This window comes from Microcoleus sp. N3A4 (assembly GCF_036701805.1).
Lineage (GTDB): Bacteria > Cyanobacteriota > Cyanobacteriia > Cyanobacteriales > Microcoleaceae > Microcoleus.
Genome location: NZ_JAUBRJ010000004.1, coordinates 128965 through 141278, shown reverse-complemented (window position 1 = coordinate 141278; position 12314 = coordinate 128965). Strand labels below are relative to the sequence as shown.

General features: G+C 45.0%; 10 protein-coding genes. 7 read left to right on the top strand and 3 right to left on the bottom strand.

The features are described 5' to 3' along the window. Positions 1-588: 588 nt before the first annotated feature. Entirely contained in the window at positions 589-1518 is a 930-nt protein-coding gene (locus QUA56_RS04180) for a TylF/MycF/NovP-related O-methyltransferase (RefSeq protein ID WP_333353615.1), read from the top strand. A 236-nt stretch (positions 1519-1754) separates the two neighbouring features. Here the strand turns inward: QUA56_RS04180 and QUA56_RS04175 are convergent, their stop codons facing one another. Both QUA56_RS04175 and QUA56_RS04170 read right to left on the bottom strand, forming a co-directional pair. Then, positions 1755-3080 carry a D-alanyl-D-alanine carboxypeptidase gene (locus tag QUA56_RS04175; RefSeq protein ID WP_333353729.1) on the bottom strand — a complete coding sequence of 442 codons (1326 nt, stop codon included), beginning with the start codon at positions 3078-3080 and terminating at the stop codon, positions 1755-1757. A 639-nt stretch (positions 3081-3719) separates the two neighbouring features. Further along, positions 3720-4055, bottom strand: a complete 336-nt coding sequence (locus tag QUA56_RS04170) for a ribbon-helix-helix domain-containing protein (RefSeq protein WP_333353612.1) — start codon at positions 4053-4055, stop codon at positions 3720-3722. Between the two features lie 587 nt (positions 4056-4642). On the opposite strand from QUA56_RS04170, the gene QUA56_RS04165 reads away from it, so the two are divergent. The 5 genes from QUA56_RS04165 to QUA56_RS04145 all read left to right on the top strand — a co-directional run bounded on the left by QUA56_RS04165 (position 4643) and on the right by QUA56_RS04145 (position 10597). Next, a complete protein-coding gene (locus QUA56_RS04165; protein WP_172189167.1) occupies positions 4643-5158 on the top strand; it encodes an HNH endonuclease in 516 nt (171 codons plus the stop codon). 319 nt (positions 5159-5477) lie between these two features. Then, positions 5478-5876: an alr0857 family protein gene (locus QUA56_RS04160; RefSeq protein WP_333353609.1), complete on the top strand. Its 399-nt coding sequence runs from the start codon at positions 5478-5480 to the stop codon at positions 5874-5876. A 564-nt stretch (positions 5877-6440) separates the two neighbouring features. Beyond that, positions 6441-8213, top strand: coding sequence for an NHLP bacteriocin system secretion protein (locus QUA56_RS04155; protein ID WP_333353606.1), 1773 nt, complete (start codon positions 6441-6443; stop codon positions 8211-8213). 19 nt (positions 8214-8232) lie between these two features. Beyond that, entirely contained in the window at positions 8233-9885 is a 1653-nt protein-coding gene (locus QUA56_RS04150) for a cysteine peptidase family C39 domain-containing protein (protein WP_333353603.1), read from the top strand. Next, positions 9851-10597 (top strand): ATP-binding cassette domain-containing protein, encoded by a 747-nt coding sequence (locus QUA56_RS04145; protein WP_333353599.1) that lies wholly within the window; start codon positions 9851-9853, stop codon positions 10595-10597. Before QUA56_RS04150 ends, QUA56_RS04145 begins: the two co-directional genes overlap by 35 nt. Positions 10598-10852: 255 nt before the next feature. Here the strand turns inward: QUA56_RS04145 and QUA56_RS04140 are convergent, their stop codons facing one another. Beyond that, positions 10853-10999 (bottom strand): CopG family transcriptional regulator, encoded by a 147-nt coding sequence (locus tag QUA56_RS04140; protein WP_333353596.1) that lies wholly within the window; start codon positions 10997-10999, stop codon positions 10853-10855. Between the two features lie 50 nt (positions 11000-11049). Here QUA56_RS04140 and QUA56_RS04135 point away from each other — a divergent pair, with 50 nt between their 5' ends. Continuing rightward, positions 11050-12300: a transposase gene (locus QUA56_RS04135; protein WP_333353592.1), complete on the top strand. Its 1251-nt coding sequence runs from the start codon at positions 11050-11052 to the stop codon at positions 12298-12300. Positions 12301-12314 lie beyond the last annotated feature (14 nt).

Sequence of the window (12314 nt, the reverse complement as noted above, 5' to 3'; positions counted from 1 at the left end):
TTTACACAGCAAGGATTTCCGGTCTTACTTTAGTTAATTTAAAGCAATTTTTTCCTGCAATTCATACCTAGCTTTGGTTTTAACGACTTAAACTAATAGTTTGGCACGCTAAGTACGGAAGATCCCAATTCGGCTGCCTATCTTTTTTTAACATAAGCGATGCTCAATCTTTACTCCATCAGGGTTTCAGGTGGGTTGTCACCCCCTCAGTCTTTTAACAAGTGATTACCAATAAACTAGGTTTATTTCCGATCGCCTACCCAGGGATGACACAAGCGTCGTTAGCGCAGCCCTCGAAGAGGATCGCACTCAGCCAGCGGGCTGGTCGTCATAATTTACCTCTTGGTGAATGGACAAAACGTGAGAACCTACCGAGCATCAGACTTTACCTTAGATGTGAATTCAAGTAATTGCCTCTTGCTTCTGAAAGGGAGATGATTTCATGCTTGGGAGCGATCGGCATTTCATCCTGATTTCATAATTGCGTGCAATTCTATAGAAGTAAACAAATTTGGAGTATCTCAGGTAGCAACATTTTCTTTCGGTACTCTATCTCTAGTCTCAATGAAGTGAGTGTTCCTCAACTTCTTGGCAAAGATAGGATTTTCAGTTCTTCAATTTAAAGTCATTGCTATTAGCAGATTCCAAAACGTTTTGTCCACCGCTATTCAAAACTATGTAATTGGGTTCCACCGCTATGCTGCTGACGCAAGGATTTTAAGTGAAGTCATCCATCCTCTAAACCACTATTCACGATTTCATCTAGCAAACGACATGAACAATACTTTTATTGCAAATTATTTTGATTGGGATCACCGGACTCCACGCAAACGCCACCGTTTGGCTAATAGGATATTTAATAAATTTCGATTGAACGGTCAAGTTATTCCAAAATCACCTGGCATGGCAAATGTAGAAGCTCGAATGAATATTTTTCATTTGGCAAGCCAAACAGCAGCATACAAAATATGTGGTGATGTTGTCGAAGTGGGTTGTAATGCTGGCGAAAGTTCGATTGTGATCAAAAAAGTTCTGAATGAGTATGCGCCGGAGAAACAATTTCATGTGTTTGACAGCTTTGAAGGGCTTCCAAAACTACAAGGAGACGATATTAAAGATGGAGTATACGATCGAGGTTCGATGACAGCGAGACTCGACGAATTCAAAAATAATTTTTCCGCTGTTGGACTGGATCTACCACATATTCATAAAGGATGGTTTGAGGATACTGTTCCTTCATGTCTTCCAGATAAGATCAGCTTTGCAATTGTGGACGGCGATCTATATAGCTCTACTAAATATGTACTGCCCCATGTTTACGAGCGTTTAACGCCAGGAGCTATTTGCTTATTTGGCATTTATTATGATGAAAAGGTGTTTTCACGTCTACATACTGCTGAGCCTTTCAAATCGCCTGGTGTAAAACGTGCTTGTGATGAGTTTTTTGCAGACAAGCCCGAACAAGTCTCTGTACTCTATGCTTGTGAGTATTCCAACGGCTATTTTCGCAAGCTGTAGAGACTGAGCAGTTTTAGGGGAATAATAATCTGGTGTTTCTATCCTGAGAGTGTTTCATCACCTTGCTAAATAGGACACTCCTCGGAATTGGGCGATCGGTAATAAATCTTGTTTATTGCCGATCGCCAACACATAGAATGAGGCAAATCCGTCGCACTCCTGAGCGGGCTAGGTGCTTGTGGCGCACCTTACGCTACCTTAAAAATCAAGGACTTTAGTCCTTACTACAAACCCGATTAATTGATGATTTCGCTGCGAGATACCTTACTACTTCTAGCCGGATTTGGGGTTAATTCGGGCGGCGAAACTTGAACACTTCCCCACTCATTCAAAAAGCTTTTCAGCAAAACCTCTTGCTGAGTGCGAAATGTCTCGACATTAGCCCCGCGATTCATAATCACAAACCACACTGTTTCTTGTTTTTGAGTTGGCAGCGCTCCGCCCAAAGCGCTAACATTATCCAACGTGCCAGATTTGACTACTGCTAATTTGGGAAGCGGCCGTTCTGAAAGTATTCCTTTATCTTTCCCAACTACAGTTAAGACATCAGCAACTGTCATGCTGTAAGGTTGAAGATAGCGTTCTAAAGCGATAAACAACGCGCAAGCAGCCCGGGGAGAAATGAGATTTTCTTCGCTCAATCCCGAACCGTTGACGAGTTGAATTTCAGCGGTAGGAACTCCGGTTGCTGCTGCTGCTTTTTGGGCGACTGTTTTGGCACCGCCGACAGTATCAGCTAGCATATCTGCCATGAGATTGTTGCTGTACTGATTCATTTTTTTGATCAGTTCGGCGAGGGGCAAAGAATAATGTTTGACTAAAGGCTGCACGCCGTTGGGAGGTGCTGGCAAAACTTTTACAGTACCCTCAATTGCTATTTGGGGTTTCGGCGTATTTGGAGGCAGTGTTTGATACTGGGCGGCGGCTTCGCTGGGCCAGATTTCACTGTTCAATCCTTGTTTGAGCAATTCTCCAGATTTGAGGGGATTTAATTCAAAATTCATGTAAAACTTATCGACAATTATCAAACTGCCAGTGATTCGCTTGATGCCTTTTTGATTTAAGGCGTTACCGAGGGCGATCGCCTCTTCCCAAACAAACAACGGATCGGCGCTTCCCCGAACAATTAAATCGCCTTTTAATACGCCCTTTTCAATTTTTCCCGTTGTACCAATTAAGGTGATAAATTGATGTTCCGGCCCGAATTCTTGCAGCGCTACCAGAGATGTTGCTACTTTGGTAATAGAAGCGGCTGAGAGAGGAACTGTACCTTGATGATTGGCTAACAAAGTATCGCCAGATTGCATCCAGATCCCTTGGTCTTCTTTGGCAAAACCTTGTGCTGTCAACCCGTTGAGATATTGCTGGATTTTGGTATTTGTGGAGGTTTCGGGATTGGTAGCAGAGACTGTTAAGGGCTGACTTGGTTTAACCGGCGGCGGGTTCGATTCAGCTACAGGAGAGGGAGATGCAAGTTGGGGCGATTCAGTAGCGGCGCATCCGGCAATAATTGTGAGAAGGGCGATCGAACTCGCAGCAGTCAAGTAGCGGTTTTTCAGCATTACTTTAATTTTTTTCATCAAATTTACGATCGTCTGTTCGGCACGCCCGATGGAAAGTTTAGCACTAGCCCGCGCGTTTTGGAGCATCCGCATCTGCGTTACCACAATTGCGAACCGCTAACATCAGCTATCTTCTTCTCCATCTTTCTTCGCGCTGTTCGCGTCTTCGTGGTTGGTTAAATAGATGTTGTTTAAAGACTGCGGGATTTTATACCAATAGCCCGGACTGTTTTTAGTTCGCAGTCTTAAACCCTCGATTTTTCGTTGGTAGCTCACATTTTGCATCATTCTCAAGAACAGGCTTTCCGGCCTGTTCCACAACAAGTGCAATTTCTTGTGGGGTGGGCAGGAGATCCCGCCCATAAAAAGCTTATTGAAAATGGTGCAAGATGTCAGTTGGTAGCGAACTTGCCGAATCGCCTTGAAACCCTTATTCTACGGTTGGCACTCAAAAACTGTCCGAAGTATTTTTATACAAAAAAAAATGCAATTCTAGGCAACCTCCAAACCTTTATCTCATACGTCATTCCCAAATCTAAAATCTAAAATCTAAAATCTAAAATCTAAAATAGTACGAACTTCAGCGCCTGGGGCCTTCACCCCAGGCCGATCGCTCTCACAAATTTTCGATAAACTCGTTTATCCAGCCATACTTCCCATACTCAGCGGCACCATTTCGCCGTGCACCGTCAGTCCTAATAACATCGGCCCGCCCGGTCGAATCAACTCTCCTGTAAGCGCGCAGCGTTCCTCCTGCTGCGCTGTGGCATCAATGCTGGCTCGAATATCCGATCGAGAAAACATCTGCCGATACTCTCCAGACTTCTGCTGCACGTAATTCCAGAGCAAATCTCGAATCAAAGCTTGATAGCCTTGATTGCCAGCGAGTTCTTTGAGTCTCTCTTTGAGCTCTCTTTCTAGTCGAATGCTGGTGACTTCCATTTCGGTGGTTGAGGTTCTAGGTAGGGTATGCATAATTTTTCTCCGTGACGGGTGGACATATGTGTAATATCAGTGTAGTATGTTTAAAGCTAGATTTAAAGGTCTCTTACCACTTTCTGCCGACTTTGAAATTTTTCCCCACTTACTCCACCTATCAACTGAAGTGCGATCGCCCCTGGGGTCGCTCCGAGTCGTCACGGCACGTCTTTAGGACGGGTTTGGCGACCGTCGCAGCGACCTCGCGGGCGGGCCGGGGCTCAATTAAACCCGGTTATAGTGGATTAGGACAAATTGCAGAAATTAATTACAACGAGTTAGACCGAGACGGTCTGCGAGTGGCACAGCCACATCGAGATACGCGAAGCGGGAGGTACAGCTAAACGACTGTACCAACACAGGATGAAAATTTGCATGAACGCAGTTTTTCTAGCCCCCGCTTCTAAGTAAGAGAAGCGGGGGCATTTGATGGGATGGATATTTGAGAAATTCCCAAAGGCTTGGGGAATTCGCAAAAACTAGATATAGCCAATGCAGGCGTTGCATCGAAAATTCCAAATCCCAAATCCCAAATCTAAAATCTAAAATCTAAAATCCAAAATCCAAATGAGGAGGAGCAAGCCGTGACCGTAGTAACTGATGTATTGAGGCAATCTGTGGTGGTATTTTCTCAGAATTACCTACCGATGAGCCGTGTCAACATCAAACGGGCGATCGTACTTTTGGTAACAGGCAAGGCTGAACCTCTGGATTTTAGCATCGGCAACGGCTGGCTGGTACGATCGCCCAGCAGCAGCATCCACGTACCCGAACAAATCCGCTTGACTTTTGGCAACAGGGAACGCCTGTGGAAAGTCCCCCCGGTCAATCGCCGGGAAGTTCTGCGCCGCGACGCTCATTCTTGCCAATACTGCGGTAGCAACCGGCATTTGACGCTGGATCACGTGATGCCTCGATCGAAGGGCGGCCCGCATACTTGGGACAATGTGGTGACTGCTTGCGAACGGTGCAACTCCCGTAAGGGCGATCGAACTCCCGTAGAAGCTGGAATGTCTCTGCGAACTAAGCCGAAGGCCCCCATACACCCCACTGTTGCTTTTGCCGAACTGTTTTGGCACGAATACCAAATTGGGGAATAGGTCATTAGTCAGTTGACAGTTGACAGTTGTTAGTTGTCAGTTGTTAGTTGTCAGTTGTCATTAGTCAAAAGGAGTTTTTTGTGGAATTGACAAACAAGGAAAATTCTTGAATTCCAAATTTTTCTTTAATTCTTTAATTATGAAGAATGCTCCATGACTAATGCCTTGCGCCTTGTGAAGTCATTGGCTGAAGACTGAGGACTAATGATTAATGACGGCAGGACAACTGTCAACAGACTACTGTCAACTGACAACTGTCAACTGACTACTGACTACTGACTACTGACAAATTTTCAATTCCAAATTTAGGGCTGTCAATATGCTGAAGTTGACTTACACTGAAACGGGCTTTAACCTGGAGCGTTTGGCTCAATCTCCCGAACAGTTAGTGGCGCTGCGAGTTGTGCTGGCTATGCGAGTTGGTCAAAGCATCAGCGTCGAACCGAGCACCGCGGCATTTTTGCTGCCGGCGAATTTGCCGGCGCTGTCTCTGTTGGAATCTGAGGCCCGCCGAGACAACAGCGATGCGATCGCCCTTTGTGTTGCTGATGCTGACTTTGTAGAAGTGACTCTGCGCGGTACGTGGATTTCTGATGCGTCTGAGGGGGCTGACGGCGTGTTTGCGACTGTGTTGGGCGATCGGGCGGAGTTCTTGCTGCTCAAACTCTGGCTCGAAACTCAGGCTGCTGCGGAGGTTGTCGGGGAAATCGGCGATTAATATCCGATGTGGAAGGAAGAGGGAACAAGCAAGAGGGAAATATTTTCGGCGCTGCATAATGGTGCTATAGCCGTTCTCAGAAAGATGAGGTACGTAGTTGGGCTTCAGCCCTCTTAGTTGAATTGATTATATAATCTGTCAATCATACCTCATCTTTTTAAGAAAGGCTATATAAATGGAGGTCAAACAGTCATGCAATCTCCTGAATGCTGTTCCCAACACATCCGTAAGAACGCTAAGATCCGAGGTAAGCACTCATCGCGTTTGTGTAGATTGCGATCGTCAGTTTATTGATGTTGAAACAGCCCCCCAAGGATATTCCGATGATATCAAAGCTCGCTAGTCTGAAAATTGCGTTGCTGATTCACGGTATGAATCAACTTTTTGCTTGATGTTACAAAACTCACCCTCAAGCGGGCTTATAGCAATTGGGAAATTTTGAATTCATACCTGTATTCAGCCACGCCATTACTGCTTTTGAAGTGAAACTAATAGGTAAAGTATCATGGAACTTTAAAGCTTACTATAGAAAACATCACTAGCCAAGCAAACACAAAAAAATGTATGCCTCAAGGCAACAAACTCTTCCGTGAAGAAGCGCTTGAGCGCCTTTCCTCACCCGAACAACTCGACAAACTAATGCGGGTAGTCAGCCCCCAAACTTGGTTACCTTTGGTTTCGATGGGCTGTTTAATTGTTGGGGCTGGCGTTTGGAGTGTAGTTGGGCGCATTCCTCTCACCGTTACGGGTGCTGGCGTATTGATTCGTCCCCGTCATATGGTACCATTTCAAGCGCCTAATGAAGGTCAAATATTAAACATAAATGTTAAGCCGGGAGATAGAGTTAAGCAAGGGCAGGTACTCGCTACGATCGATCAGTCCCAACTTCACAAAGAACTAGAGTTACAGAAAGCCAAGTTAGCCCAACTGCAACAGCAGAATCAAAGTACCTTAACTCTGCAAAAGCAGCAGATAGCGCTACAATTGATAACGCTTCAGCAACAGCAGAAAGACTTAGAAGAAAGTTTGCGTCGCGAGTCTCTCGCACCAACGCTGCGAGAAGAAACGCTCCAAGCACTAGAGCAAAAACGCTTTCGTCTGGAAGAAAGTGTGCGCCGAGAGCAAGTTACGCCAGTGCTGCGCCAACAAACTCTCACCGCACTTGCAGAAAAGCGTAAAAGTCTGGAAGAAAGTGTGCGCCGAGAGCAAGTTACGCCAATGCTGCGCCAACAAACTCTCGCAGCGCTGGCAGAAAAACGCAAAAGTCTTCTGGAGCGAAAGCAACAAATTAGCGAGTTGCTAAAAACTTTGCAACAGCGGGTAGAAGCTCGTCGCGGTTTGTTTGAAGAAAAAATCGTCAGTCAGGATGTGGTGTTGCAGTCGGAACAGGAATTGTTGAACGCGCAGACGCAAGTGTCGGATATCGACACGCAACTTAAGGAACTTGATGTTCAGAAAACCAATACCGAACGGGAATATCTCCAAAATCTCACTAAAGCTGATGATATCAAGAATGCTATTAAAGAAATTGATGTTCAAGTTATCAATACAGAACGAGAATATCGGCAAAACTTAAATAGAATTGACGAATTCAAAACCAACTTACAAGAAATCCAAGTCCAAAAAACTAATGCCGAGCGCGAATACCTACAAGCTCAAAATAGAATTGACGAATTCCAAACCAAAATCAAGGAAATCGAATCCCAAAAAGGCCAACTGGTTCAACAAGACGTAGAAAAGTCCATTGACAAAACCAATCAAACCCAAGAAATTAAAGACAAGATTTCTCAATTAGAAGTGCAATTGGCTCAGTCAAGTCAAGTTATCAGCAAACATGATGGGTATGTTTTAGACACCAGCGTTATTCCCGGTCAAATTGTTGGCGCCAGCACCCGTCTGGGAATAATTGAAGCTGAAGATTCTAATGTCAAACTGGAAAGTCTTGTTTATTTGGCGGATAAAGACGGTAAACAAATTAAACAAGGTATGAATGTACAAGTTACGCCCAGCGTTGTCAAGCGCGAGCGCTACGGTGGTATTGTTGGGGTAGTAACGAATGTTTCTCCTTTTCCGGTGACAACTCAGGAAATTGCAGCAATTGTTGGCAATGAAGAGTTAGCGAAAAGTCTGGCTGGTGAGAATGGTGCCCGAGTGCAAATTTTTGTTAAATTGCAAGAAGATGCAACTACAAAGAGTGGTTATAATTGGTCTTCTTCCAAGGGGCCTGAGTTAAAACTTTCATCAGGTACTACTACATTAGTTCGGGTCAAAGTAGGAGAAGTGGCTCCGATTTCTTATATTATTCCTATGTTTCGCTCTTGGACGGGTGTTTATTGAAAATTAACAAAAGACAGCGATGATTTCGAGTATTCTGCGGCGACTTCTACCCAATCGCGTTCGCACTCCTACACTACTGCAAATGGAAGCTGTAGAATGCGGTGCTGCTGCTTTGGGCATTATTCTAGGATATTACTCGCGCATTGTCCCCCTAGCGGAACTGCGGCGCGAGTGCGGCGTGTCGCGAGATGGTTCTAGTGCTTTTTATCTCGTCAAAGCAGCGCGGAACTATGGTTTAAATGCCAAAGGGTTTAAAGCACAGTTGGAAAAACTGAAAACTATTCCCTCACCCTACATTGTATTTTGGAATTTTAACCACTTTGTGGTAGTAGAGGGGTTCGGGAAAAAGTGCGTTTATCTGAACGACCCCGCTACGGGACGGCGAACGGTTTCTCTAGAAGAGTTCGATCGCGCTTACACTGGGGTTATCCTAGTAATGGAACCTGGCCCTTCTTTTCAAAAGGGCGGTAAACAAAGGAACACTCTCGCGGCTTTAGTGTCGCGGTTGCGGTACTCTTGGGGTACTATCTTATTCTGCCTGTTCGCGGGGTTTTTGCTCACCGTTCCTCGCTTGGCGGTGTCTGCTTTTTCCCAAGTGTTCGTGGATGAAATTTTGGTTTCCGAACGCCTTGATTGGATACAGCCTTTGGTGCTGGGAATGGTTCTCACGGCGGTACTCAGGGGTATTCTCGCTTCCCTGCGACTTACCTATTTGCGGAACTTGATGTTGAAGCTGTCGGTAACGATGTCGGGGCAGTTTGTCTGGCACATTTTGCGTTTGCCAGTTGGGTTTTACGCACAGCGGTTTGCGGGTGAAATTAGCAGTCGCGTGTCGCTGAATTACAAGGTTGCGGGGATACTTTCGGGTACTTTGGGTAAAACTATCATCGACACGGTGATGATGGTTTTTTACTTTTTAATTATGCTGCAGTACGATCGCCTCCTGACCGGAATAGCCTTTGTTTTTGCCTCGATTAATGTCTTCGCCCTACAGTTGATGTTGCGGACGCGGGTGGATGCGAATCTCAAGCTGGCGCAGGAGTATGGTAAGGTGAACGGGGTGGCGATCGCAGGGATTCAAACGATCGAAACTCTCAAAGCTTCTGGTCTGGAGTCCGACTCGTTTGCCAAGTTCGCCGGGTACTATGCCAAAGCGCTGAACGCACAGCAGGATTTAGCTTTACAATCTCAAGTTTTGACAATCTTACCCACGCTGCTGTCGGCGCTGATGACAGCTTCTATATTAATAGTCGGCGGCTTGAAAGTGATGGACGGGACGCTGAGTGTGGGGATGCTGGTTGCTTACCAGAGTTTAATGGCTGGTTTTTTTTGCCCGATCGACAGTTTAATTAATTTTGGCAGTTTGTTGCAAGATTTGGAAGCGGATTTGAACCGACTGGATGATGTATTGCAAAATTCAGTTGACCCAGAGGTGGAAAGGGGGGGAGAAGGGGAAAAAGGGAAAAGGGAAAAAACTTTTTCTGTTCACCAATCATATCGTTTCCGGTTGCATCGGAATCATAAAATCGAGTCAACAGTTAAGACTCAACCATTCAGTTTTTCGACCCCTCCTTCTACAGTCAACAGTCAACAGTCAACAGTCAACAGTCAACAATCACCTGACGGTGCAACCGGAATTGATATCACCCATCACCTTTCGCTTGCAGGGTGATGTTGAGTTGCGGAATATCACTTTTGGTTACAGTCGGGTCGAAAAGCCCTTGATTGAAAATTTTAGCTTGAGTTTGAAGCCCGGTCAACGAGTGGCGGTTGTGGGGACTAGCGGTTCTGGTAAGTCTACCATTGCTAAGCTAATTTGCGGTCTTTACCAACCTTGGTCGGGAGAGATTTTGTTTGATGGTACACCCAGAAAACAGATTTCGCGTTCTGTTTTAACTTCTGCTTTGGCAATGGTGGAACAGGATATCTTTCTGTTTGGTGGAACTGTGCGGGAAAATCTCACTTTGTGGGATTCGACTGTACCGCCAGCGGATTTGGTAAAGGCTTGTCAGGATGCAGCGATTCACGACACGATTCTATCATTGCCCGGAGGATACGAGGCGAAGCTGATTGAAGGGGGAATGAATCTGAGTGGGGGACAGCGCCAGCGTTTGGAAATTGCCCGCGCTTTGGTGAGAAATCCGGCGGTGTTGGTGTTGGATGAGGCAACCAGTTCGCTGGATGCTCAAACTGAGTTGATGATAGACCGAAATTTGCGACGGCGCGGTTGTTCTTGTGTTGTGATTGCCCACCGACTCAGTACGATTCGGGATTGCGATGAAATTATTGTACTAGAGCAGGGTTTGGTTGTACAGCGGGGAACTCACGAGCAGTTGTGGGGTCAAGGGGGGAGTTATGTGCATTTGCTTCGCACTGAAGGATGATTTTTAGAACCCCGACTTTTTAGAGAAGTCCGGGGTCTAGGGATAGAGTCTTAAGTCTACATGGGTAAATTGGCGTATTTGTCAATAATAAAAATACGTATTTCGCTTAAATAAGAGAGCAAAACTTCTGAAAAAAAAAATCTTTTCTTTTGGTGCGTCAAAAGCTTGCTGTAGCTTACTCTCCCCCTCTCCCCTCTCCCCCTCTCTTCTGCCTTCTGCCTTCTTCACCAAAAAAATTTGGGGTCTGAAGCCCCGTCATAAGCTTGACGGCTTTTCTTTGACTTTGAGGCTCTTGATTAACTCTCTAAGTACATCAGTTTTAGTCTTGCCTACAGCTTTACAATGTTGCTCAAGAATTTCAAATTCCAATTCCTGAATCTGAAAATCTAAACGTTTATTCATTATTTTCTCCGGTGTTTTGCTGTATTATATTATAGCAAGGAGGATAACTCATGTTTGGTTGTCAACAAAATTTAATTCGAGCCGATTCAGAGATTAAGGCAATTCTTGAATATCTGTGTTCTGAGTCTGCAAAGCTTTCTAATTGCGGGACTTACTACGCCCGCCAGCTATATTTTAAAACTGGCAAAATTCCCAATCGCGCTCAGTTACACAAAGTTTTGGGAACTGAGAACATAAATTTGCACTATCAGGCGTTTTATTCTGATACCGCTCAACAAATCTTGACTGGCGTAGCAGAGTCTTTCAAGTCCTTTTTAGGATTACTGAAAGCTTTTAAAAATGGGGTGATTACAGAACCCCCTAAACTACCGAAATATCGTCAAGGAGGAATGGCACTTGTGACATTTACGGGTAGGTCGGTAAAACTCAAAGATGGAATGTTGAGATTCCCGTTAGGTAGTAAGGTTAAAGCGTGGTTCGGTTTAGATGCGTTTTTTCTGCCGATGCCTTCTAATCTTGATTTCAAAGCGATTCGGGAATATCGCATACTTCCCCGTAACGGCTGTTTCTACCTAGAATTTGTCTACAAAACGACTAATATCCAGGCAGATATAGACCTTGCCAAGTGCTTAACAATCGATCACGGCCTGGACAACTGGCTAACTTGCGTGAGTAATATCGGCACAAGTTTTATCGTGGATGGCAGGCATTTAAAATCGCTCAATCAGGGATACAACAAACGGGTTGCATTTCTGATGAAAGGGAAAGCTAATGGTTATTGGTCTAAAAGACTTGCCAGCTTGACCGAAAAACGTAATCGTCAAATGCGAGATGCCGTTAACAAAGCAGCCATAAAAGTGATTCACCACTGCTTGAAAAATCAAATAGGAACGGTTGTATTCGGTTGGAATAAAGGACAAAAAAATTCTGCCAATATGGGGAGCAAAACTAATCAAAAGTTTGTGCAAATTCCTACGGGCCGATTGAAAGACAGAATTGCTCAACTCTGTGAGCAGTATGGCTTGAGGTTTGTTGAAACAGAAGAATCCTATTCCTCGAAAGCCTCTTTTGTTGATAATGATTTGCTACCTACATTCGGCGAAAAACCCGAAGGGTGGCTTCAAAGTGGTAAACGAATTAAACGCGGTTTGTATCAGACGGCTCAAGGTTGGCTAATCAATGCAGATTGCAATGCTTGTGGGAATATCGGTAGAAAAGTAGCGATGATGCTTGGACTCGATCTAAGCGGAATCGGTAGAGGTGTTTTGTCAGCGCCTTTAAGACTTAAACTATGGTCTTAAGAATCCCCGTCGCT